Source organism: Blastococcus jejuensis, assembly GCF_039534705.1.
GTDB lineage: Bacteria > Actinomycetota > Actinomycetes > Mycobacteriales > Geodermatophilaceae > Blastococcus_B > Blastococcus_B jejuensis.
This window is the reverse complement of the sequence record NZ_BAAAVV010000007.1, coordinates 62,845-85,785: the sequence shown is the minus strand read 5'-3', so window position 1 is coordinate 85,785 and position 22,941 is coordinate 62,845. Positions and strand designations below refer to the sequence as shown.

Below are 22,941 nucleotides of genomic sequence, written 5' to 3'. Positions count from 1 at the left end.
CGAGGTGGCAGGGCCCGCCGATGCCGCGGCCGTGGTCGCGCTCCGCGACGCCGCGGCGCGGTGGATGGTCGACAGCGAGATCGTCCAGTGGGCGCCGGGCGAGGTGCGCGTCGAGGCCGTCCGGCACCAGATCGAGGCGGGCGAGTGGTTCGTCCACCGCGTGGACGGCGTCGTCCGCGGCACCCTGCGCGTCATCGACGCCGACGAGGAGGTCTGGGGTCCTCGGCCGCCGGACGCCCTGTACGTCCACGGCCTGGCGGTCGACCGGTCGCTGCGCGGGGCCGGCCTGGGGGGCCGGCTGCTCGGGTGGGCCGGGGCGCGGGCGGCCCGGTCAGGCCGCAGCCACCTGCGGCTGGACTGCGTCGAGACCAACCAGCGCCTGCGGCGGTACTACCGCGAGCAGGGATTCCAGGAGGTCGGCCGGTCCGATCGGGACGGCGGCCGGCACCCGGTGACCCTGCTGGAGCGCCGCCTGGACCCGGCGCAGACGACGAACCCCGGAGGTCGGTGACCTCCGGGGTTCTGCGTCGCTCGGTTGCGCGCTCCGACTATGCGCGGACTATGCGCGCACGACCTTGCCGGCGCGGATGCACGAGGTGCACGCGTTGATCCGGCGACGGTTGCCGGGGGCGATCAGCGCCCGCACGGACTGGATGTTCGGGTTCCAACGGCGCGGCGTGCGGCGGTGCGAGTGCGACACCGACATACCGAAACCGGGCCCCTTGCCACACACATCGCACACGGCAGCCACGGTTGATCACTCCCAGAGAATCGTTCACAAAGGCGGGGTACGGACAGCACCCGCATCAAGACCGTCCAGCAGTCTAACCGTTCCCGGCGCGGGACGTCGCTCTGCCCCTGGAACGGTCCCGTTGTCGGCCCCGGTGGGTACCCTCCGCCCGTGCTGCCGGCGCTGGACGATGCCGCGGTCGGTCAGTGGTACCGCACCGCGGTCGAGGCGCTGTCCGAGGCCCGTGCCCGGCTCGACGACCTCAACGTGTTCCCGGTGCCCGACGGAGACACGGGCACCAACCTGCTGCTCACCGCGCAGGCCGCCGTCGCGGCGCTCGACGCCGAGGGCGCCCGCACGACCGAGTCCGCCTGGTCGGTGCTCGCCCGCGGCGCGGTGCTGGGGGCGCGCGGCAACTCGGGCACGATCCTCGCCCAGCTCCTGCGCGGCCTGGCCGACCAGCTCGCCGGGCAGCCGGCGACCGACGGTCCGGCCCTGGCCGCGGCCCTGGCCAAAGCGGCCGACACGGCCTACACGGCGGTCGCCGACCCGGAAGAAGGCACCTTCCTCACCGTCGCCCGGGCCGGTGCCGACGCCGCGGTCGCGTCGGTCGACGCGGGGCGCGCCGCGCTCGCCGACGTCGTCCGCGCTGCCGCCGACGGCGCCCGCGTGGCCCTGGACCAGACGACCGGCCAGCTCGCCGCCCTCCGCGACGCCGGGGTCGTCGACGCCGGCGGCGCGGGGCTCTGCCTCGTGCTCGACGCGCTGGTGACGACGGTGACCGGCGTCGAACCCGTGCGGCCGGCGCTCGCCCGCCGGCACGCCGCCCACGACCACAGCGGCGAGCACGCCCCGCACCAGCCGCCGCCGGGCCCGGGCAGCGAGGTCCAGTACCTCCTCGCCGATGCCGACGACGAGTCCGTCGCCCGGCTGCACGTCCGGCTGGCCGAGCTCGGCGACAGCCTCGTCGTGGTGGGGGTGGACACCCCGACCGGCCGCGAGTGGAACGTCCACGTCCACGTCGCCGACGTCGGCGCCGCGATCGAGGCGGGCATCGAGGCCGGCCGGCCCTATCGCATCTCGGTCTCCCCGCTCGCGCCGCTGCCCGCACCCGCGCCGGAGGCGGGGGGCCGCGCGATCGTCGCGGTGGTGCCCAGCGACGGCCTCGCCGAGGTGTTCAGCGGTGAGGGGGTGCGCGTGGTCACCTGCGGCCCCGGCGGTGTCAGCGAGGACGACGTCCTGCGCGAGATCCTCGCCTCCGGGGCACTGGAGTGCATGGTGCTGCCCAACGACGGCGACCTGATCCCGATCGCCGCGCGCGCCGCGGCCCGCGCCCGCGCGGAGGGCCGCGAGGTCGGCGTCGTCCCGACCCGCTCGCCGGTGCAGGGCCTGGCCGCCATCGCCGTCGCCGACCCGACGACCCGCTTCGGTGACGACGTCGTGGCCATGGCCGAGGCCGCCGCCGCCACCCGCTGGGCCGAGGTGTTCGTCGCCGACCAGGAGGCCCTCACCTCGGCCGGCCGCTGCCGCCCCGGCGACGTCCTGGGCTCGGCCGAGGGCGACGTCGTGGTCATCGGCAGCGAGCTGGCCGCCGTGTGCTGCGACCTGCTCGACCGGCTGCTCTCGGCCGGCGGGGAGATGGCGACCCTCGTGGTCGGCGAGGACGCCGCGCTCGCCGACACCGTGTGCGCGCACCTGGCCACCGCCCACCCCACCATCGAGGTCGCCCGCTACGCCGGCGGCCCGGGCGGGGTGCCGCTGCAGATCGGGGTCGAGTGATGTCGGTGACCATGCAGACCCCGCTGACCCGGGTGCTGGGGCCCAAGACGGGCGAGCGGATGGCCGAGCAGCTCGAGCTGCACACCGTCCGCGACCTGCTGCGGCACTACCCGCGCCGCTACGCCCGGCGTGGCGAGATGGCCCGCCTCGACGACCTGCAGAAGGGCGATCGCGTCACGATCCTGGCCCAGGTCACCCGCGTGAGCAGCCGGCGCATGAAGCAGCGCCACGGCACCATCACCGAGGTCACGGTCGGCGACGGCGCCGGCTCCATGTCGCTGGTCTTCTTCAACTACAAGCACGCCCGGCTCGTCGAGGGCGCGTGGGGCATGTTCGCCGGCACGGTCGGCACCTACAACGGCAAGCTCCAGTTCACCCACCCCGACATGCACCTGATCAGCGGTGACACCGAGGAGGACGACTGGGCGCGGGCGCTGATCCCGATCTACCCGGCGAGCAAGGACGTCTCGAGCTGGGTGATCCAGAAGTCGGTGAAGACGCTCCTGGGTGCCGGCGGGGGCCTGGCCGAGCTGGTCGAGGACCCGCTGCCCGAGGAGATCCGCTCCCGCCACGGGCTGCTGTCGCTGCCGGCGGCACTGCTCGACATCCACCGGCCCACCACGACCGAGGACGTCGAGCGCGCCGCCCACCGGCTCAAGTGGGACGAGGCGCTGACCCTCCAGCTCACCCTCGCCGCCCGTCGCCGGGCCGCGGCGCTGGAACCCGGCACGGCCCGGCCGCGCCGCGCCGGCGGGCTGCTCGACGCCGTCGACGCCGCCCTCCCGTTCACGCTCACCGAGGGGCAGCGCGACCTGGGGGAGGAGCTCGCCGCCGAGCTGTCCCGCGACCAGCCGATGCACCGCCTCCTGCAGGGCGAGGTCGGTTCCGGCAAGACCGTGGTGGCGCTGCGCGCGATGGCGCAGGTCGTCGACGCCGGCGGGCAGGCCGCGCTGCTCGCCCCCACCGAGGTGCTGGCCGCCCAGCACGCGCGCGGCATCCGCGAGCTCCTCGGGCCGCTCGGCCGCGCCGGCGAGCTCGACGGCGACCCGGCCGGCACCCGGGTCACCCTGCTCACCGGCTCGCTGAAGGCCGGTCCCCGCCGCGAGGCGCGCGCCGACGTCGCCGAGGGCCGGGCGGGCATCGTCGTCGGCACGCACGCGCTGCTGCAGGAAGGTGTCGAGTTCGCCGACCTGGGCCTCGTCGTCGTCGACGAGCAGCACCGCTTCGGCGTCGAGCAGCGCGACGCGCTGCGGGCCAAGGGCAGCCGCCCCCCGCACGTCCTGGTCATGACCGCCACCCCGATCCCGCGCACCGTCGCCATGACCGTCTACGGCGACCTCGAGGTCTCCACGCTCCGACAGCTGCCCAGCGGCCGCGGCGGCGTCTCGAGCTCGGTGGTCCCGCTGCACGACCGGCCCGCCTGGCTCGACCGCGCCTGGCAGCGGGTGCGCGAGGAGGTGGCCGCCGGCCGGCAGGCCTACGTGGTCTGCCCGCGGATCGGCGAGACCACCGGCGCCGACGACGAGCCCGAGGACGCCGACGGTGCGCCGCCGACCGACGACCGCCGCCCGCCGCTGGCGGTGCTCGACGTCGCGGAGATGCTCGCGAGCGGCCCGCTCGCCGGGCTGCGGCTCGACGTGCTGCACGGCCGCCTGACCCCCGAGGAGAAGGAGGCCCGGATGCGGGCCTTCGCCGCCCGCGAGATCGACGTCCTGGTCGCCACCACCGTCGTCGAGGTCGGCGTCGACGTGCCCAACGCCACGGTCATGGTGGTCATGGACGCCGACCGCTTCGGCGTCAGCCAGCTGCACCAGCTCCGCGGCCGGGTCGCCCGCGGCAAGCACGCCGGGCTGTGCCTGCTGGTCACGGAGGCGAAGGTGGACTCGACGACCGGGCAGCGGCTCGCCTCCGTCGCGGCCACCTCCGACGGGTTCGAGCTGGCCCGGCTCGACCTGGAGACCCGCCGGGAGGGCGACGTCCTCGGGGCCGCCCAGTCGGGACGCCGCTCCGGCATCCGGCTGCTGTCGCTGCTGGAGGACGAGGAGCTCATCGCCACCGCGCGGGCCGAGACCACCGCGATCCTGGCGACCGAGCGCGGCCTCGCCGACCACCCGGGCCTGGCCGCCGAGGTCGCCGCGCTGGCCACCGACGAGCGCGCGGAGTGGCTGGAGAAGGCGTGAGCCGTCCATGACCAGGCTGATCGCCGGCGCCGCCGGAGGGCGGCGGCTGAAGGTGCCGGCGTCCGGCGTGCGGCCCACCGGTGACCGCGCCCGCGAGGCCCTGTTCAACTCCCTCGGCGCGCTGCTCGACCTCGAGGGCGCCACCGTCCTCGACCTCTACGCCGGTTCGGGAGCCCTGGGTCTCGAGGCGCTCTCGCGCGGTGCCGGCAGCGTCGTGTTCGTCGAGTCCTCGCCGAAGGTCCTCCCGGTGCTGCGGGCCAATGTCGCCGCCGTCGGGCTGCCCGGCGGGCGGGTGGTCGCCGGCTCGGTCCCGACCGTGGTCGCCGGACGTTCCCCGGCGGCGTTCGACCTCGTGCTCGCCGACCCGCCGTACGCCACGCCGGTCGACGAGGTGCTGGGCGTGCTCTCGGCGCTGTCCGAGGGCGGCTGGCTGGCGCCCGGCGCGGTGCTGGTTGTCGAGCGCAGCAGCCGCGAGCCGGCCTGGGAGTGGCCGACACCCCTGACCGGGCTGCGCGACCGCCGGTACGGAGAGGCTCTGCTCCGGTACGGTCGCTCTCCGTGAGACGCGCCGTCTGTCCCGGTTCGTTCGACCCGGTCACCAACGGCCACGTCGACGTGATCAACCGCGCCGCCGGGCTGTACGACGAGCTGGTCGTCGCCGTCCTGGTCAACCCCGGCAAGGCGGGCCTGTTCTCGGTCTCCGAGCGCATGGACCTGCTGCGCGAGAGCGTCGCCGACCTGACCAACGTCACCGTCGACAGCTTCGAGGGCCTGCTGGTCGACTACTGCCGCGCGCACGACCTGCCGGTGATCGTCAAGGGCCTGCGTGCGGTCTCCGACTTCGAGTACGAGCTGCAGATGGCGCAGATGAACCGCGAGCTGGCCGGCATCGAGACGCTCTTCGTGCCGACCGCGCCGCAGGTGGGGCACCTGTCCTCGAGCCTGGTGAAGCAGATCGCCATGTTCGGCGGCGACGTGTCCCGGCTCGTGCCCAAGGCGGTCCACGAACGGCTGCTGCAGGTGCGCGCCGAGCGGGGAACGTCGTGACCAGGCCGACCAGGACGGCGAACAACGAGGTCGTCTACCGGCTCTACGAGACCGTCGACGAGCTCACGACCGTCATCGAGAACGCCCGCAGCGTCCCGATGTCGGGCTCCTGCATGGTGCCGCGCGACCACCTGCTGGACCTGCTCGACGATCTGCGCGAGTCCCTCCCCGAGGACGTCCAGGCGGCCGGGGCCATCGTCGAGCAGCGGACCGAGATCCTGCAGCAGGCGCAGGCCGAGGCCGAGAGCCTGACCGGCCGGATCCGCGGCGAGAGCGAGCAACTGCTCGGGCAGGCCCGGCGGCAGCGCGAGGAGATCCTCGGCACGGCCCGCCGGCAGCGCGACGAGCTCCTCGCCGAGGCCCAGGCGGACGCCGAACAGCTGCTCGCCGATGCCGAGGCGGAGGTCGCGCGGCTGGTCGAGGAGGGCCGCCGCCACCGCGACGCCCTGATCACCGACGGGCAGCGGCAGCAGGCCGACATGGTCGCTGCGGCGCAGGCCGAGCACGAGCGGCTGATCACCGAGACCGAGGTCTACCGCGGGGCCGTCTCGCGCGCCGACGAGCTCGGTGCGCAGTCGCACGCCGACGCCGCGCGCATGCGGGGTGAGGTCGACGAGTACGTCGACAGCCGGCTCGCCGAGTTCGGCACGACCCTGGAGCGGATGCTGCGTTCGGTGGAGAAGGCGCGGATCACGCTGCGCGAGCCGTGAGCCGACCCTGAGCCGCCCCGACCGTCGCTCTCCGGGGATCGGGTAGTCTCGACCTCCAGCCCGACCGCCGGAGGCTTCCCGCCCCGGCCGGGTTCTCCCACTGCCTACCGCGAGTACTGACATGCCTGCCGCCGTTCCGCACCGCTCCGGCGCCGGCTCCCCGGGTCACCGACCCGCGGATGCCCGGCGTCCCGCAGCCAACCCCTGGAAGATCGACCTCCGGGAGCTCGGCCGGCGTCCGGGCGCGCTGCAGGAGCTGGACCGGACGATCCCGGCGCCCGCGGACTGGCGTGTGGAGCTGATCGGCGTGCCCGAGGGCGCCGGCGTCGACCTGCACCTGCGGTTGGAGTCGGTGATGGAGGGCGTGCTGGTCACCGGCGAGCTCGACGTACCGGTCACGGGCTCCTGCGCACGCTGTCTCGAGCCGGTCGAGGACAGGCTGTCCCTCGACGTGCAGGAGCTGTTCGCCTACGAGGGCAGCACCACCGAGGCGACCAGCGAGGAGGACGAGGTGCGCCGCGTCGAGGGCGACTTCCTCGACCTGGAGCCGCTGCTGCGCGACACCGTCGTCCTCAGCCTCCCGCTCGCGCCGGTCTGCACCGAGAACTGCGCGGGCCTGTGCGTCGACTGCGGCCAGCGGCTCGACGACCTGCCCGCCGACCACGCGCACGAGGTGCTCGACCAGCGCTGGGCCGCTCTCACCGAGCGGTTCGCAACTACTTCCTCGCCGGGCACCCCCGGCGAGAACCCCACCCCAGAGGAGAACTGACCGTGGCCGTTCCGAAGCGGAAGATGTCGCGCTCCAACACCCGCTCCCGCCGGTCGCAGTGGAAGGCCACGGCGCCGACCCTGTCGCCGTGCCCCAACAAGGCCTGCGGCGAGCTCAAGCCCCCGCACCAGGCCTGCCCGAACTGCGGCCAGTACGACGGCCGCCAGGTCCTCTCGGTCTGACGGCCGCCGTCCCCGCGGTGGTCGCCGCCGGTGAGGACCACGCGACCCGTGCGGCGTCGTGGCTGGACGACGCCCTCGGCGTCGCCCTGCCCGGCGACCTGCTCGTCCTCGCGCTGACCCACCGGTCCTTCGCGTACGAGAACGGCGGCCTGCCGACCAACGAGCGCCTGGAGTTCCTGGGCGACTCGGTGCTCGGCCTGGTCGTCACCGACGAGCTGTACCGCAGCAAGCCGGACCTCCCCGAGGGCCAGCTGGCCAAGCTGCGCGCCTCGGTGGTCAACATGACCTCGCTGGCGGGTGTCGCCCGCCGGCTGGGCACCGGCGGCATCGGCCCGCACCTGCTGCTCGGCCGCGGCGAGGAGACCACCGGCGGCCGGGAGAAGGACTCGATCCTGGCCGACGCGCTCGAGGCGCTCATCGGCGCGATCCACCTCGGCTGCGGCCTCGACGCCGCGGCCGCGATCGTGCACCGGCTCTTCGACCCGATGCTCGTCGAGGCGGCGACCCGGGGCGCCGGCCTGGACTGGAAGACCAGCCTCCAGGAGCTGGGCGCCGCGAAGGGGCTCGGCGCCCCCAGCTACGAGGTCGAGGACGACGGCCCCGACCACGCGAAGACCTTCACCGCCGCCGTCGTCCTCGGTGGCGCCGTGCACGGGCGGGGCACCGGGCGGACGAAGAAGGCCGCCGAGCAGGAGGCCGCGGAGGCCGCCTGGCGGGCGCTGTCGGCGAAGGAGTGACCGGATGCCCGAGCTTCCCGAGGTCGAGGTGGTGCGGCGGGGCCTCGAGCAGTGGGTCGCCGGCCGGACCGTCGCCGCGGTCGAGGTCCGGCATCCGCGGGCCGTCCGGCGCCACCTCGAGGGCGTCGACCACTTCGTCGAGGCCCTGACCGGCCGCACGGTCACCGCCGCCCACCGGCGCGGCAAGTACCTGTGGCTGCCGCTGGACGACGGGGACGGTGCGCCGGCCGGCCGCGCCCTGGTGGGACACCTCGGCATGAGCGGGCAGCTGCTCGTGGAGAAGCCCTCGGCCCCCGACGAGACCCATCTGCGCGCTCGGTTCACCTTCACCGACGGGGGCCGCGAGCTGCGCTTCGTCGACCAGCGCACCTTCGGGGGCCTCGCCGTCGAGGAACTCGGCTCCGACGGGGGCATCCCGCCGCGGCTCGCGCACATCGCGATCGACCCGCTCGACGAGGCCTTCGACGTCGACGCCTTCACCGCCGCGCTGCGGCGCCGCCGCACGGAGGTCAAGCGCGCGCTGCTCGACCAGACCCTGATCGGCGGGGTCGGCAACATCTACGCCGACGAGGCGCTGTGGCGGGCCCGGCTGCACGGGGCCCGCCCCACCGACAAGCTCACCCGCGGCCAGGTGGCCGACCTGCTCGACGGCGTCCGCGACGTCCTCGGCGAGGCCCTGGCCCAGGGGGGTACCTCCTTCGACTCGCTCTACGTCGACGTCAACGGGCAGAGCGGGTACTTCTCCCGCTTCCTCGCCGTGTACGGACAGGGGGACCGGCCGTGCCCGCGCTGCGGGACGGCGATCCGCCGGGAGTCGTTCATGAACCGGTCGAGCTACAGCTGCCCAAAGTGCCAGCCCCGCCCGCGAGCACGGTCGTGAGCGTTCGCGTGGTCGCCGTCGTCTCCGGGCACGTGCAGGGCGTCGGCTTCCGGTACTTCGTCCGCAGCCTGGCGACGGCGGCCGGCCTGGCCGGCTCCGCCCGCAACCTGCCCGACGGCCGGGTGGAGGTCGTGCTCGAGGGGGACGACCCCGCGGTGCGCTCCGTCGTCGCCGCGCTGGACGGCCGCGACGCCCCGGGCTCGGTGACGCGCGTCGACGTCCGGGACGAGCCGGCGCAGGGGAGCAGCGGCTTCACGGTGGCGTGACGAACGCGACATCACCCCGGAACGGGGGGCTGGGACGTTGGCGTTGACCTGCGTGTCGGGGCCTGTCACCCTGTGACATACAACAGCTCGCGCCGACCGCAACCGGGGCGCCGGGCTCACCATCTCGCCAGGAAAGGCCGTTGCAGTCATGGCCAAGGCCCTGTTCGGTCACGTCGTAGCACCCGCGGAACTCCGAGTGGTCGAGGAGAACGCGATCCTGCGGGCCAAGGTGCGCCGGCTGGAGCAGGAACTCCAGGAGCTGCGTGCCCAGCGGGACGCCGCGATCGCCCACGAGCTGCTGTCCATGGCCGGCGACACCGCCGAGCCCGCGCTGGCCTGAACTCGTCCGTCACAAGGTCCCCTGATGTCCCGCAGATGCGGGGCCGGGAGCCTTTCCTCGACTAGCGTGCCTGTCTTGTGCACCTGTCCAGCCTGACGCTCAAGGGCTTCAAGTCCTTCGCGTCCGCGACGACCCTGCGGCTGGAGCCCGGGATCACCGCCGTCGTCGGCCCCAACGGCTCGGGCAAGTCCAACGTCGTCGACGCCATCTCCTGGGTGCTGGGGGAGCAGGGCGCCAAGAGCCTGCGCGGCGGCAAGATGGAGGACGTCATCTTCGCCGGCACGGCCGGCCGCCAGCCGCTGGGCCGCGCCGAGGTCACCCTCACCATCGACAACTCCGACGGCGCCCTGCCGATCGAGTACACCGAGGTGTCGATCACCCGACGCATGTACCGCTCCGGGGAGAGCGAGTACGAGATCAACGGCGACAAGGTGCGCCTGCTCGACGTGCAGGAGCTGCTCAGCGACTCCGGCATCGGCCGCGAGATGCACGTCATCGTCGGCCAGGGGCAGCTCGACGCCGTCCTCTCCGGCCGCCCGGAGGACCGTCGCGCCTTCATCGAGGAAGCGGCCGGCGTCCTCAAGCACCGCAAGCGCAAGGAGAAGGCGCTCCGCAAGCTCGACGGCATGCAGGCCAACCTCGACCGGCTGGCCGACCTCACCGCCGAGCTGCGCCGGCAGCTCAAGCCGCTGGGCCGCCAGGCCGAGGTCGCCCGCCGGGCCGCGGGCGTCCAGGCCGACCTGCGCGACGCCCGGCTGCGGTTGCTCGCCGACGACCTCGTGCAGCTGCGCGACGCGCTGGACCGCGAGGTCGCCGACGAGACGGCCGCGCGCGCCCTCCGGGCCCAGGTGGAGCAGAACCTGTCAGTGGCCTCGCGGCGGGAGGCGGAGCTCGAGCGCGGCCTCGCCGAGTCCGCGCCCGTCCTGCAGGGCGCCTCGGACACCTGGTACCGGCTCTCGGCGCTCACCGAGCGGTTCCGCGGCATCGCCCAGCTCGCCGCCGAGCGGCACCGGCACCTCTCGGCCGCGGCTCCCTCGTCGGCGCCGGGCCGGGATCCCGACCAGCTGGACGCCGAGGCCGAGCGGGTCGCCGCCACCGAGGCCGAGCTCGCCGCGGGGCTGGAGGCCGAGCGCGCGCGGCTCGGGTCCTCCGTCGCGTCGCGCGGCGAGCTGGAGACGGCTCTGGCCGAGGCCGAGCGGGCGTGGGTGGCCGCGGCGCGGGCCCTGGCCGACCGCCGCGAGGGGCTCGCCCGCCTCTCCGGCGAGGTCGCGGCCGCGCGCTCGCGGGTGACCGCGGGCCGCAGCGAGATCGACCGGCTGGCCGCCGCCGCCGGGGAGGCCGCCGAGCGCGCCGAGGTCGCCGCCGAGCGGCTGGCGGAGCGGCGGGGCCAGGTCAGCGACCAGGAGGACTCCGACGTCGCCCTGGTGACCGCGCACGAGGACGCCGTCGCCGCGCACGCCGCCGCCGCGCGGACGGTGACCGAGCTCGCCGAGGCCGAGCGGGCCGCCGAGCGGGACCGCGCCTCCTGGCAGGCCCGGCGGGACGCCCTGGCCCTCGGGCTGGCGCCGGCCGACGGAGCAGCCGCGGTCCTGGGCGCCGACCTCGCCGGCGTCGTCGGCCCGCTCGCCGAGCAGCTCGCCGTCCGGCCCGGCGACGAGGTGGCGCTGGCGGCCGCGCTGGGAGGCATGGCCGACGCGGTCGTCGTCGCCGGTGTCGCGGAGGCCGCCGCTGCCCTGGCCCACCTGAAGGACACCGACGGCGGCCGGGCCGGCCTGCTGGTCACCGGCGGGCTGCCCCCCGTGCCCCGCGACGGCTGGCCGGCGCTGCCCGAGGGGCTGCGCTGGGCCCTGGACGTCGTGGAGGGTCCCGCGGCGCTGCAGCCGGCGCTGGCGCGGGCGCTCGAGCGCGTCGCCGTCGTCCCCGATCTCGAGGCCGCGGTGTCGCTGGTGCGCACCCACCCGCGGGTGCGGGCCGTCACCGCGGCCGGCGACCTGATCGGCGCCGACTGGGCCGCGGGCGGCCAGGCGAACCCGCCGTCGAACCTCGAGGTCCGGGCACGGGTCGACGACGCCGAGGCGCAGCTGACCGCCGCGGTCGCCCGAGCGTCCGACCTGGCCGAGCGGCTCGCGGCCGCCCGCGACGTCGCCCGCGAGCGCTCCGCCGACGTCGAGACCGCGCTCGCCGCCCGCCAGGCGGCCGACAAGGGCCGCTCCGCGGTGGCCGCGGAGCTCGCCTCGCTCGGGGCGGCCGCTCGTTCGGCCGAGGCCGAGGCCGAGCGGCACGTCGCCGCGCGGGTGCGCGCCGAGGGCGACGTGGAGCAGGCCGAGGTCCGGCTGGCCGACCTCGAGCGCCGGCTGGCCGACGCCGAGGCCGCGCCGGTGGACGAGGAGCCGCCCACCGAGGAGCGCGACCGGCTGCGCGCCGAGGTCGCCGCGGCCCGCCAGGCCGAGACCGAGGCCCGGCTGGCCGTCCGGACGGCGGAGGAGCGCGCCCGGGCCCTGCACGGCCGGGCCGAGTCGCTGCGCCGCCAGGCCCGGCAGGAACGTGCCGCCCGCGAGCGGGCCGCAGCGGCCCGCGTGGCCCGGGAACGGGGGGCCGCGGTCGCGGCGTCCGTCCGTCGCGTCGCCGAGGCCGCGCTGGCCGCCGTCGCCACGTCCGTCGCCCGGGCCGCCGCCGAGCGGGACGCTCTCGCCACGGCGCGCAGTTCCGCGGAGGCCGAACTGCTGGAGGTCCGCACCCGCGTGCGGGCCGCCGCCGCCGAGCTCGAGCGGCTCACCGACGAGGTGCACCGCGACGAGGTGGCCCGCGCCGAGCAGCGCTACCGCATCGAGGCCCTGGAGGGCCGCGCCGCCGAGGAGTACGGCGTCGACCTGCCCACCCTGCTGGCCGAGTACGGGCCCGGCGCGGCCGTCCCGCCGTCGCCGGCCGAGGTCGCGGCCGCCGAGGCGGCGGGGGAGCCGGTACCCGAGCCGGTCGCCTACGACCGCGCGGTGCAGGAGCGGCGGGCCGCCCGTGCCGAGCGGGACCTGGCCACCCTCGGCAAGGTCAACCCGCTCGCGCTGGAGGAGTTCGCGGCGCTGGAGGAGCGGCACGGCTTCCTCGCCACGCAGCTCGAGGACCTCAAGTCCACCCGCCGCGACCTGCTCACCGTCGTCCGCGAGGTGGACGCGCGCATCCACGACGTGTTCGCCGCCGCCTTCGCCGACGTGGCGCGGGAGTTCGAGGCCGTGTTCGCCACCCTGTTCCCCGGCGGACACGGGAAGCTGGTGCTCACCGAGCCCGACGACCTGCTGACCACCGGCGTCGAGGTGGAGGCCCGCCCGCCGGGCAAGAAGGTCAAGCGGCTCTCGCTGCTCTCCGGCGGCGAGCGCTCGCTGACCGCCGTGGCCCTGCTCGTCGCGATCTTCCGGGCGCGCCCCTCGCCGTTCTACGTCCTCGACGAGGTGGAGGCGGCTCTCGACGACGTCAACCTGGGCCGGCTGCTGACGCTGGTCGAGCAGCTCCGGTCGACGTCGCAGCTGATCATCATCACGCACCAGAAGCGGACGATGGAGATCGCCGACGCCCTCTACGGGGTGAGCATGCGCGGCGACGGCATCACCGGCGTCATCAGCCAGCGGCTGCGGGAGCTCGAGGCCTCCTAGGGGCCACACATCGGGACCCTTAGACGCCGCTCGGGACGGCGAGGTCGACGCGCAGCGGCAGGTGGTCCGACGCGCCCCGGGCGTCGAGCACCCGAGCGCCGCGGACCCCGACGCCCGGGGTGACCCACACCTGGTCGATGCGCCGGTGCGGGGAGTGGGCGGGGTGGGTCAGGCCCTCGTCGTGCTGCCAGAACCGCCACCCGGACCGGTCGTCGCGCTCGTCGGCCAGCTCCCAGGCGTCGGCGAAGCGCCCGCGCAGCGCGGCCAGCTCGGGTGCGTCGGGGTTGGCGTTGAAGTCGCCGACGAGGACACCGGCCCCCATCGAGTCGGTGTGCAGCCCGGCGAGGGCAGCCACCTGGTGCCCCCGCCGTTCGGGGTTGCCCGTGCTCAGGTGGGTGTTCATGACCCAGAGCGTGCCGCCGTCGAGCTCGATCATCGTGCGCAGCACGCTGCGGGGCTCGCCCTTGCCGGGCAGCCGGTGGACGTCGCTGACCAGGATCGGCAGCCGGGAGAGGACCGCGTTGCCGTACTCGCGGTCGGGTCCTCCGTCGGGCCGTGACTCGTCGATCGCGGGACCCCACGCGAGCTGCATGTCCAGCGCACGGGAGAGCAGGAGAGCCTGGTCGACGCCCTCGCTGCGGTCGCCGAAGTGCCGGTCCACCTCCTGCAGGCAGATGACGTCGGCGTCGGCGGCGGCCAGCACCGTGGCCAGCCGCGCGAGGTCGTGCTTGGTGTCCTCGCCCACGCCGTGGTGGGTGTTGAACGTGACCAGCCGGACCGGGATCGGCGGCTGGTCGGGGCCGGGGGAGGGCTTGGTGCCGTGGGCGCCTGTCACGGCCTGCAGCCTCTCAGGCGGCGGACACCGGGATGTCGAGGACCTGCTCCAGCCGCGTGGCCCCCTTCTCGCTGACCGACAGCAGGAAGCGGGCGGACCGGCCGTCGAGGACCAGTTCGCCGATCTGGTTGCCGAAGAACGGGCCGGCCTGCTTCTCCCACTCGAGCGTGCTGGGCGTCGCCTTCGCCAACCGGGCCAGCCGCTCGGTGAACCTCCGCGCGCGCCGACTCCAGCCGATCTTGAACCCGACCCGGATCGGGTGCGGCGCCTGGTTGTGCAGGGGGGAGACGGTGAGCTGGTGCACCCGGGAGGCGAGGTCGCCGGGCTGCACCAGTTCCGCCGCGTAGGCGTGGTGCACGTCGCCGGAGAGCACCAGCACCGTCGACGGGGGTCGGCCGCGCGCACCGCGGGCAATGTCGGTCACCGCCGCCCCCAGCCGCTCGAAGGACCGCCCGAACGCCGCCCAGTGCTCGAGGTCGGAGGCCTGCCGCAGCGTCTCGGCGAGGCGTCCCCGCCACCGGCCCAGGTGGCGGACGTTGAGGGTCTCGTTCCAGCGTTCGAGGTTGTGGATGGCGTGCGGGAGCAGCCAGGGGAGGGAGGTGCCGAGGATCAGGTGCTCGACGCCGTCGGTGGCGGCGCGGGCCATGGCCGCCTCGATCCACTCGAACTCGGCGTCGTCGACCATGCGGCGCTCGGACTCCTCCAGCACCCGCCCGGCCCGGCTGTCGATCATGATCAACCGCGCCTCGCCCCAGTGCCGCACGTAACTCCACCGGATGCTCGCCGGGTCCTCGTCGGCCTGTCGGGCCATCTCCCGCAGCAGCGGCTCCGCGTCGTCGCTGTCCTCGCCCAGCCCTCGGACGGCCTGCCAGGTCTTGTTCTCGGCCAGCTCCTGCGGGCTGAGGTTGCCCAGGTGCTGGTAGACCCAGTAGCTGACCAGGCCGCCGGTGATGCGGCCGCGCCACCAGGGCTCGCGGGTGATCGTGGCCCGCCAGGCGGCCGACGTGTTCCAGTCGTCGATCATCTCGTGGTCGTCGAAGATCATCGACGACGGGATGGTCGACAGGAGCCACCGCACCTGCGGATCCGCCCACGACTCGGCGTAGAGCCGGGTGTACTCCTCGAAGTCGGCGACCTGCTCGTCCGGCATCTCGTCCGCCTGCCGGCGGTGCCTGCGGCGGTGCAGCCAGGACTTCGTCTCCGTGGTCAGTTCGTCGGCGTAGACCTGATCGCCGAGCAGGACCAGCGCGTCGGGCCACTCGTCCTCGGGCAGCGCCGCGACCCGGCTCGCGTAGAGGTCCAGCGCATCGGGCGGGATGCCCTCGGAGTCCTCGACGGTGCGCGGGCTGGCGTAGCGGCAGGAGCCGAACGCCAGCCGGAAGGGCACCGGGCGGCCCGGCGTCCGGATGCGGCTCGGGGGGAACTCGCTCTCCGGCGGCGGCCAGACCGGGGTCCCGTCGAGGTGCACCTGGTACGGCGTGGTGCTGCCGGGCTCGAGCCCCTCGACCAGGACCAGCGCGAAGTGGTGGCCGCCGACGCAGAAGGTGCGCGCCCGGCGACCGAGCACGTCGACCTCGCACGCACGGTCGGTCTCCACCCAGACGGTCGCCGACACGGGGTCGACGTGCCGTAGCAGCGGGCCGAGGACGAGGGCGGGCTCAGCGGGCGACGACGGGGGCATGGGGGACACACTTCCGCACGAGCCTGGGCGGCGCCTGTGTCGCCCCTGTGAGCTGGAGCGGCGGCTGGGAGACTGCGGGCATGGAATTCGTGCTGATCGCCGTCGCGATCCTCGTCCTCGCGCTCGTCGTGGGAGCGGCCCTGCTGGTGGGCCGCGGGAAGCGCACCACCCGCCTCGACGACGACGCCCTCGGCGGCACGACCCTCACCCGGCCGCGTCCCCCGCAGCCGACCGCACCGCCGACCGCGCCCCCGGTCGAGCAGCCCGATGCCGTCGTCCCCGAGGCGCCACCGGCGGTGGAGCTGCCGCCGGCGGAGCCGGAGCCCGGCCTCGTCTTCGAGACCCCGCCGCCCTCGGCCGGCCGGCTGGTCCGGCTGCGCTCGCGGCTGGCGCGCTCGCAGTCCTCGCTGGGCCGCGGGCTGCTCACCGTCCTGGCTCGCGAGAAGCTGACCGAGGACGACTGGGAGGAGATCGAGGAGACCCTCCTGGCGGCCGACGTCGGCGTCACCGCCACCACGCAGATCGTCGAGCGGCTGCGCACCCAGTCGATGGTGCTCGCGACCGCCTCCGGAGCCGAGCTGCGCGAGTTGCTGGTCCGCGAGCTCACCGCCGTCCTCGGCCCCGATCTGGACCGCACGCTGGGCACCGACCGGCGCGACGGGCACCCCGGCGTCGTCCTCGTCGTCGGCGTCAACGGCGCGGGCAAGACGACGACGGTCGGCAAGATCGCCCGCGTGCTCGTCGGCGACGGCAAGAGCGTCGTCCTCGGGGCCGCCGACACCTTCCGCGCGGCCGCCGCCGACCAGCTCGAGACGTGGGGCGAGCGGGTCGGCGTGCTCACCGTGCGGGGGCGCGAGGGTGGGGACCCGGCGTCGGTCGCGTTCGAGGCGGTGAAGACCGGTAACGAGGCCGAGGTCGACACCGTCGTCGTCGACACCGCGGGGCGGCTGCACACGAAGTCCGGCCTCATGGACGAGCTCGGGAAGGTCAAGCGGGTGGTCGAGAAGCAGGCGCCGGTCACCGAGGTGCTGCTGGTCCTCGACGCCACGACCGGGCAGAACGGCGTCGTCCAGGCGCGGGTGTTCACCGAGGCGGTCGAGGTCACCGGCATCGTGCTGACCAAGCTCGACGGCACCGCGAAGGGCGGCATCGTCGTGTCCGTGCAGCGCGAGCTCGGCATCCCGGTGAAGCTCATCGGGCTGGGCGAGGGGCCCGACGACCTGGCGCCGTTCGAGCCGCGCGCGTTCGCCGAGGGCCTGGTGGGCCAGGAGTAGGCCCGCCGGCTAGCGGACGTCGGGGGCCCAGCGCTCCTCGATGCGTCCGAAGCGCCACACGGCGACGGCGACCGCCCAGGTGACGGCGAACAGCCCGACGACGGCGAAGCCGACGAGCTCCAGGTCGAGCGAGGCGATCCAGACCAGGGGGCCGGCGTGGAGTTCCAGGCGGTCGACCAGCAGGCCGGTGAGCACCAGCACGCCGATGACCAGGGCGACGGTGACCGACAGGACGGTGACCGTGAGGTTGTAGAAGACCTTGCGGATCGGCTTGAGGAACGCCCAGCCGTAGGCGCGCGACATCAGCACGCCGTCGGCGGTGTCGAACAGGCTCATCCCGGCGGCGAACAGCACGGGCAGCACGAGGATCGCGTACCAGGGCAGCACGAACGCGGCCGAGCCCGCGGCGAGCACCAGCAGGGCGACCTGCGTCGCGGTGTCGAAGCCCAGCCCCATGAGCAGGCCGACCGGGTACAGGTGCCACGCCTTGCTGACCCGGCGGGTCACGCGCCCCAGCAGCCGGGCGAGGAAGCCGCGGTTGTGCAGGTGGTGCTCGAGCTCGGCCTCGTCGAACTCGCCGGCCCGCATCCGGCGGAAGATCCGGGCGATGCCGATCGCGGCCCCGAGGTTCATCAGGCCGATGGCCACCAGGAAGGTGCCGGCGACGAGCGTGCCGATCAGCCCGAGCGTCTGGCCGACCTGGGAGTTCTCGTCCTGGAACACGCCGGCGATGGAGCGGACCCCGGCCACGAGCAGCAGGCTGGCGAAGAAGACGACCGACGAGTGGCCGAGGGAGAACCAGAACCCGGCGCTGACCGAGGGCTTGCCCTCGCCGACGAGCTTGCGGGTCGTGTTGTCGATCGAGGCGATGTGGTCGGCGTCGAAGGCGTGCCGCACGCCGAGCATGTAGGCGGTGAGACCCACGCCGACGCCGAGGACCCCGGTGCTCCCGAGCTGGTAGTCGTGCGGGGCGACGGCGAAGACCAGCACGCCCCAGCCGACGACGTGGAGCAGCACGACGAAGGCGCTCATCCCGCCGATGGAGCGCCACTCGCGACGGCTGAAACCGCCCCGCGGGGGCGCGACGGCCGGACGGACCATCGGTGACACCTGGGAGACCATGCATCCTCGTCGGCTCGGTCGGGTGGAGCGCGGGCTTGTTGCAAGTTATTCGCAACAACGCCGGAACGCTACCGCTTCCTGTGAACCGCGCCACGGACCGGGGCCCGCGCAACACGCGCGCAATGCAACAGGGGGACACGCGGGCCGGAGTTCACCGTCCCGAAACGTCTCGGGGCCGCGGGTGGAAACACGGCGACGGCACCGTGAACACCGCGTCGTTCCGCCCCCGGAGCGGCGCCGTGTTCCCGATCGACACCCCACCGACGCGGCCCCCGGCCGACGACCCCCTCAGGAGGTTGCCGTGGTCAACACCGGCGACACCGCCTGGATCCTCACCAGCGCGGCGCTCGTGCTGCTGATGACCCCCGGGCTCGCGCTCTTCTACGGCGGCATGGTCCGCGCGAAGAGCGTGCTGAACATGATGATGATGAGCTTCGGGGCGCTGGCGCTGATCAGCGTCCTCTGGGTCATCTACGGCTACTCGGTCGCCTTCGGCGACGACATCGGCGGCGGCCTGCTCGGCAACCCGGGCGAGTTCTTCGGCCTCGACGGACTGATGGCCGACGTCACCAGCGAGGAGGGCGGCCTGCCCACGATGGCCTTCGTCGGCTTCCAGGCCGTCTTCGCGATCATCACCGTGGCGCTCATCTCCGGCGCGATCGCCGACCGGGCCAAGTTCGGCTCGTGGATGCTCTTCGCCGGCGTGTGGGCCACGCTGGTCTACTTCCCGATCGCCCACTGGGTCTTCGACTTCACCCTCACCGACGACGACGGGACGGTCACCCACACCGGCGGCTGGATCGCGAACAACCTGGCGGCCATCGACTTCGCCGGTGGCACCGCGGTGCACATCAACGCCGGCGCGGCGGGCCTGGCGCTCGCCCTCGTCCTCGGCAAGCGCCGCGGCTTCGGCCGCGAGGCGATGCGGCCGCACAACCTGCCGCTGGTCATGATCGGCGCAGGGCTGCTGTGGTTCGGCTGGTTCGGCTTCAACGCCGGCTCCGCGCTGGCGGCCAACAACACCGCCGCGGTCGCCTGGGTGAACACGCTGGTCGCCACGGCCGCGGCCACGCTCGGCTGGCTCCTGGTGGAGAAGATCCGCGACGGTCACTCGACCTCGCTGGGCGCCGCGTCCGGTGTGGTCGCCGGCCTGGTGGCCATCACGCCGTCCTGCTCCTCGGTCTCGCCGATCGGCGCGATCGTGATCGGGGCCATCGCCGGGGCGCTCTGCGCGCTGGCCGTGGGGCTGAAGTACCGGTTCGGCTACGACGACTCGCTCGACGTCGTCGGCGTCCACCTGGTGGGCGGCCTGGTCGGCACGATCCTGATCGGCTTCCTGGCCACGGCCGAGGCCCCGGCGGGTGTCGACGGTCTCTTCTACGGTGGTGGCGTCGACCAGCTGTGGCGCCAGGTGGTCGGTGCGCTGGCCGTCCTCGTGGTCTCCTTCGTGGCGACGTACATCATCGGGACGATCATCCAGAAGACGATCGGCTTCCGGATCACCGAGGAGGACGAGGTCACGGGCATCGACAACGTGGTCCACGCGGAGTCGGGCTACGACTTCGCTTCCCTCGGGAGCAGCGGTTCCACCGCACCACTGGCCGGCCAGGCGCGTGCCGAGGCCCGGAGTACTGAAGGGGTTGGGGCATGAAGCTCGTCACCGCGATCGTCAAGCCGTTCAAGCTGGACGACGTCAAGAACGCCCTCGAGCTGATCGGCATCGCCGGCCTCACGGTCAGCGAGGTCCAGGGCTTCGGCCGCCAGCGGGGCCACACCGAGGTCTACCGCGGGGCGGAGTACCAGGTGGACTTCGTGCCCAAGGTCCGGATCGAGGTCGTCGTCGGCGAGCTCGACGCCGCCCGCGTGGTGGACGCCGTGGTCGAGGCCGCCTCGACCGGCCAGATCGGCGACGGCAAGGTCTGGGTGACCACGATCGACGAGGTCGTCCGGGTCCGTACCGGTGAGCGCGGGGACGACGCGCTGTAGCTGACCGGCCCGGTAGTTCTGCACGTACGCCCACCGGCCGGGGGAGCGGCTCGACCGCTGCCCCGGCCGGTGCGCTTCCGGTCGGACGGCTGACTGTGCGAGGGGGATGGGTGCTCGACCTCGAGGCATTGCCCGCGATGTCCCGCGCGGAGCGGGTCGCGGCGCTGGACGCGTGGCTGACCGGCCTGCTCGCCGACGCCGTGGCCGGCACCCCACCGCCCCGCCAGCGCCGGGGCGGGTCGCCACCCCGCCGCGGCACCGACGGTCTCGCGCTGGTCGCCGTCGGCAGCCTGGGCCGCCGCGAGATGCCGCCCTACGGCGACCTGGACCTGGTGCTCGTGCACGAGGGGCGGCCGGAGATCGCCGCCCTCGCCGACGCGCTCTGGTACCCGGTGTGGGACACCGGCCTGCGCCTGGACCACTCGGTGCGCTCGATCCCCGAGGCGGTGTCGGTCGCCTCCACCGACGTCAAGGCCGGCCTGGGTCTGCTCGACGCCCGGCTGGTGGCCGGGGACGCCGACCTGGCCGCGCGGCTCCGGACGGCGACCCTCGCCAGCTGGCGCCAGGCCGCCTCCCGCCTGCTGCCGCAGCTGCGCGACCTGCGCCGCGCCCGCGCCCGTCAGGTGGGGGAACTGGCGTTCCTGCTGGAGCCGGATCTGAAGGAGGCCTACGGCGGCCTGCGGGAGGGGCAGGTGCTGCGCGCCGCCGCCGCCGCACAGCTCGCCGACGAGCCCTCGGCCGAGGTCGAGGAGGCCTACGCGTTCCTGCTCGACGTGCGCGACGAGCTGCGCCGCCGGGCCGGTCGCCCGGTCGACGTGCTGGTCCGCCAGGAGCAGCGGCCGGTCGCGGCGGCTCTCGGCCTGGCCGACGAGGACGCCCTGCTCCGCGAGGTCAGCCTCGCCGGGCGCAAGCTGGCGTTCGTCGCCGACGAGACGTGGCGCCGGGTCGAGTCGTCGCTGGTCCGCCGGCCCCGCGGCCGCTACCGCCGGGTGCGCCGGGAGCCGCTGGCCGAGGGCGTCGTCCGGCAGGGCGACGAGGTCGTGCTGGCCCAGGGCGCCAAGCCGGCCGCCGACCCCGGGCTGCTGCTGCGCGCCGCGGCGGCCGCGGCCCGCGCGGACCTGCTGCTGTCGCCGTACACGCTCAAGGTGCTCGCCGTGCACTCGCCGCCGGTGCCGGAGCCCTGGCCGGCGGAGGTCCGCTGGTCGTTCCTCCGGCTGCTGGCCAGCGGTCGGTCGGCGGTCGCCGTCCTCGAGCAGCTGGACCAGGAGGGGCTGCTCTCCCGCCTGCTGCCGGAGTGGGACTCGGTGCGCTCGCTGCCGCAGCGCCACCCCTGGCACCGGTACACCGTCGACCGGCACCTGGTGGAGGCGGCCGCGGCGGCCGCGGAACTCACGCGCGACGTCGACCGGCCCGACCTGCTGCTGGTCGCCGCGCTGCTGCACGACATCGGCAAGGGCTGGCCCGGCGACCACAGCGTCGTGGGGGAGCCGGTGGCGGCGGCGATCGGTGCCCGCATGGGGTTCTCCGAGCCCGACGTCGCGACCTTGGCCACGCTGGTGCGCCACCACCTGCTCCTGCCCGACACCGCCACCCGCCGCGACATCGACGACGCCGCGACCGTCGACCGGGTCGCGGCCACCATCGGGAACGACCCGGCGGTGCTGCAGCTGCTGCACGCGCTGGCCCAGGCCGACGGCGCGGCGACGAGTACGTCGGCGTGGTCGCCGTGGAAGGCACACCTGGTCGCGGCCCTCGTCGCCCGCGTCCAGACCAAGCTCGGGTCGGCGCCGTCGGCGGCGCCGGAGCCGGTGCTCAGCCCGACCCAGCCGCAGGTCACCGCGGCACCCCTGGACGTCGCCGGGGGAGCGGTGACGGTGGGGGTCGAGGACGTCGCCGACGGCCAGCAGGTGACCATCGGGGCACCGGACCGGGCCGGGCTGCTGAGCATCCTCGCGGGGGTGCTCGCCCTCAACCAGCTCGACGTCCGGGCCGCCAAGATGTCGATCGAGGCCGGCTACGCCACGGGCGTCTTCGCGGTCCGCCCCCGGTTCGGGCGGCCCCCGGTGCCGGAGATTCTCGCCGACGCGGTGCGGGCGGCCCTCGAGGGCACGCTGCCGCTGGTCGACCGGCTCCGGCAGCGCGAGGCGGACTACCAGCAGGGCGGCGTCCGGACGGCGCCGCCGCGCATCTCCTGGCACGACAGCGAGGTGAGCGGCGCCGACACCGGCATCGTCGAGGTGCGGGCCGCCGACCGGGCCGGCCTGCTCTACCGGCTGACCGCGGCGCTGGCGAGCGAGGGCCTCGACGTCACCTCCGCGCGGATCGAGACCCTCGGCGGGGACGCGGTCGACTCCTTCTACGTCTGCAACCCCTCCGGGACGCCGGTCGACGACGGCCAGCGCCGGCGGGTGGAGGCGGCCCTCGTCGAGGCGACCCGGGGTGCGACACCCCCCGTCGCCGTCGACACGCCGGGGTGAGGTCCTCCGTTCTGTCAGTGGCCCGTGCCACCGTCAGGTGGAGGGGACGGACCGGTCCCGCCTGACGAGAGGAGCCCCACCCGTGGACAGCCGCCTGTGGCCCTGCCCGGCCTGTGACGAAGTGCGCGTGTTCGTGCAGCCGCCCTGCACCGACGGGCACACCGGCGACGGGGGCGAGTGCCCGGAGTGGGCGTGCGCCGACTGCGGCACCGCGTTCGTGATCGGTGACGCCGGTGCGCCGGCCGAACCCGCGCGCGTCGGCATCGCTGCCTGAAGGCTCGTTAGGCTGGCGGTCAGGTGGC

General features: G+C 74.7%; 22 protein-coding genes. 18 read left to right on the top strand and 4 right to left on the bottom strand.

Annotated elements, in window-relative coordinates; all coding sequences use genetic code 11:
- The first annotated feature begins 4 nt into the window (after window positions 1-4).
- Window positions 5-511, top strand: coding sequence for a GNAT family N-acetyltransferase (locus ABD644_RS15385; RefSeq protein WP_344689830.1), 507 nt, complete (start codon window positions 5-7; stop codon window positions 509-511).
- 48 nt (window positions 512-559) lie between these two features.
- Here the strand turns inward: ABD644_RS15385 and rpmB are convergent, their stop codons facing one another.
- A complete protein-coding gene (gene rpmB / locus ABD644_RS15380; RefSeq protein WP_425427062.1) occupies window positions 560-742 on the bottom strand; it encodes a 50S ribosomal protein L28 in 183 nt (60 codons plus the stop codon).
- A 159-nt stretch (window positions 743-901) separates the two neighbouring features.
- On the opposite strand from rpmB, the gene ABD644_RS15375 reads away from it, so the two are divergent.
- The 12 genes from ABD644_RS15375 to smc all read left to right on the top strand — a co-directional run bounded on the left by ABD644_RS15375 (window position 902) and on the right by smc (window position 13,264).
- Entirely contained in the window at window positions 902-2,509 is a 1,608-nt protein-coding gene (locus tag ABD644_RS15375) for a DAK2 domain-containing protein (RefSeq protein WP_344689828.1), read from the top strand.
- Complete coding sequence (gene recG, locus ABD644_RS15370) at window positions 2,509-4,689, top strand: ATP-dependent DNA helicase RecG (protein ID WP_344689827.1); 2,181 nt, start codon at window positions 2,509-2,511, stop codon at window positions 4,687-4,689. Before ABD644_RS15375 ends, recG begins: the two co-directional genes overlap by 1 nt.
- 7 nt (window positions 4,690-4,696) lie before the next feature.
- Window positions 4,697-5,251: a 16S rRNA (guanine(966)-N(2))-methyltransferase RsmD gene (gene rsmD, locus ABD644_RS15365; RefSeq protein ID WP_344689826.1), complete on the top strand. Its 555-nt coding sequence runs from the start codon at window positions 4,697-4,699 to the stop codon at window positions 5,249-5,251.
- Entirely contained in the window at window positions 5,248-5,736 is a 489-nt protein-coding gene (coaD, locus tag ABD644_RS15360) for a pantetheine-phosphate adenylyltransferase (RefSeq protein WP_344689824.1), read from the top strand. The genes rsmD and coaD overlap by 4 nt, the downstream gene beginning before the upstream one ends.
- Window positions 5,733-6,446 (top strand): ATP synthase subunit B family protein, encoded by a 714-nt coding sequence (locus tag ABD644_RS15355; RefSeq protein WP_344689823.1) that lies wholly within the window; start codon window positions 5,733-5,735, stop codon window positions 6,444-6,446. Before coaD ends, ABD644_RS15355 begins: the two co-directional genes overlap by 4 nt.
- 121 nt (window positions 6,447-6,567) lie before the next feature.
- Window positions 6,568-7,215 carry a YceD family protein gene (locus ABD644_RS15350; protein WP_344689822.1) on the top strand — a complete coding sequence of 216 codons (648 nt, stop codon included), beginning with the start codon at window positions 6,568-6,570 and terminating at the stop codon, window positions 7,213-7,215.
- A 2-nt stretch (window positions 7,216-7,217) separates the two neighbouring features.
- On the top strand, window positions 7,218-7,397 hold the full coding sequence (gene rpmF / locus ABD644_RS15345; RefSeq protein WP_344689821.1) for a 50S ribosomal protein L32: 180 nt from the start codon (window positions 7,218-7,220) through the stop codon (window positions 7,395-7,397).
- Between the two features lie 17 nt (window positions 7,398-7,414).
- Window positions 7,415-8,134 carry a ribonuclease III gene (rnc, locus tag ABD644_RS15340; RefSeq protein WP_344689820.1) on the top strand — a complete coding sequence of 240 codons (720 nt, stop codon included), beginning with the start codon at window positions 7,415-7,417 and terminating at the stop codon, window positions 8,132-8,134.
- Window positions 8,135-8,138: 4 nt separating this feature from the next.
- Complete coding sequence (gene mutM / locus ABD644_RS15335; RefSeq protein WP_344689819.1) at window positions 8,139-9,014, top strand: bifunctional DNA-formamidopyrimidine glycosylase/DNA-(apurinic or apyrimidinic site) lyase; 876 nt, start codon at window positions 8,139-8,141, stop codon at window positions 9,012-9,014.
- Window positions 9,011-9,280, top strand: coding sequence for an acylphosphatase (locus ABD644_RS15330; protein ID WP_344689818.1), 270 nt, complete (start codon window positions 9,011-9,013; stop codon window positions 9,278-9,280). The genes mutM and ABD644_RS15330 overlap by 4 nt, the downstream gene beginning before the upstream one ends.
- A gap of 148 nt (window positions 9,281-9,428) precedes the next feature.
- Window positions 9,429-9,620, top strand: a complete 192-nt coding sequence (locus ABD644_RS15325) for a hypothetical protein (RefSeq protein WP_344689817.1) — start codon at window positions 9,429-9,431, stop codon at window positions 9,618-9,620.
- A gap of 77 nt (window positions 9,621-9,697) precedes the next feature.
- Window positions 9,698-13,264, top strand: a complete 3,567-nt coding sequence (gene smc, locus ABD644_RS15320) for a chromosome segregation protein SMC (RefSeq protein WP_344689816.1) — start codon at window positions 9,698-9,700, stop codon at window positions 13,262-13,264.
- Between the two features lie 19 nt (window positions 13,265-13,283).
- Here the strand turns inward: smc and ABD644_RS15315 are convergent, their stop codons facing one another.
- Together ABD644_RS15315 and ABD644_RS15310 are read right to left on the bottom strand one after the other, a co-directional pair.
- The gene (locus ABD644_RS15315) at window positions 13,284-14,099 is read right to left on the bottom strand and encodes an endonuclease/exonuclease/phosphatase family protein (protein ID WP_344689815.1); all 816 of its coding nucleotides are present in this window, start codon (window positions 14,097-14,099) and stop codon (window positions 13,284-13,286) included.
- Between the two features lie 13 nt (window positions 14,100-14,112).
- Entirely contained in the window at window positions 14,113-15,780 is a 1,668-nt protein-coding gene (locus tag ABD644_RS15310; RefSeq protein ID WP_344689814.1) for an alkaline phosphatase D family protein, read from the bottom strand.
- Between the two features lie 80 nt (window positions 15,781-15,860).
- Between ABD644_RS15310 and ftsY the strand changes: the two genes are divergently transcribed.
- Window positions 15,861-17,054, top strand: coding sequence for a signal recognition particle-docking protein FtsY (gene ftsY / locus ABD644_RS15305; RefSeq protein ID WP_344689813.1), 1,194 nt, complete (start codon window positions 15,861-15,863; stop codon window positions 17,052-17,054).
- Between the two features lie 9 nt (window positions 17,055-17,063).
- Here the strand turns inward: ftsY and nicT are convergent, their stop codons facing one another.
- A complete protein-coding gene (gene nicT / locus ABD644_RS15300) occupies window positions 17,064-18,155 on the bottom strand; it encodes a Nickel transporter NicT (RefSeq protein WP_344689812.1) in 1,092 nt (363 codons plus the stop codon).
- 322 nt (window positions 18,156-18,477) lie between these two features.
- On the opposite strand from nicT, the gene ABD644_RS15295 reads away from it, so the two are divergent.
- From ABD644_RS15295 to ABD644_RS15280, 4 genes are all read left to right on the top strand, one after another.
- Window positions 18,478-19,827: an ammonium transporter gene (locus ABD644_RS15295; RefSeq protein ID WP_344689811.1), complete on the top strand. Its 1,350-nt coding sequence runs from the start codon at window positions 18,478-18,480 to the stop codon at window positions 19,825-19,827.
- A complete protein-coding gene (locus tag ABD644_RS15290; RefSeq protein ID WP_091933655.1) occupies window positions 19,824-20,162 on the top strand; it encodes a P-II family nitrogen regulator in 339 nt (112 codons plus the stop codon). The genes ABD644_RS15295 and ABD644_RS15290 overlap by 4 nt, the downstream gene beginning before the upstream one ends.
- A 110-nt stretch (window positions 20,163-20,272) precedes the next feature.
- Complete coding sequence (locus tag ABD644_RS15285) at window positions 20,273-22,639, top strand: [protein-PII] uridylyltransferase (RefSeq protein ID WP_344689810.1); 2,367 nt, start codon at window positions 20,273-20,275, stop codon at window positions 22,637-22,639.
- An 82-nt stretch (window positions 22,640-22,721) separates the two neighbouring features.
- Window positions 22,722-22,913, top strand: coding sequence for a hypothetical protein (locus ABD644_RS15280; protein WP_344689809.1), 192 nt, complete (start codon window positions 22,722-22,724; stop codon window positions 22,911-22,913).
- Window positions 22,914-22,941 lie beyond the last annotated feature (28 nt).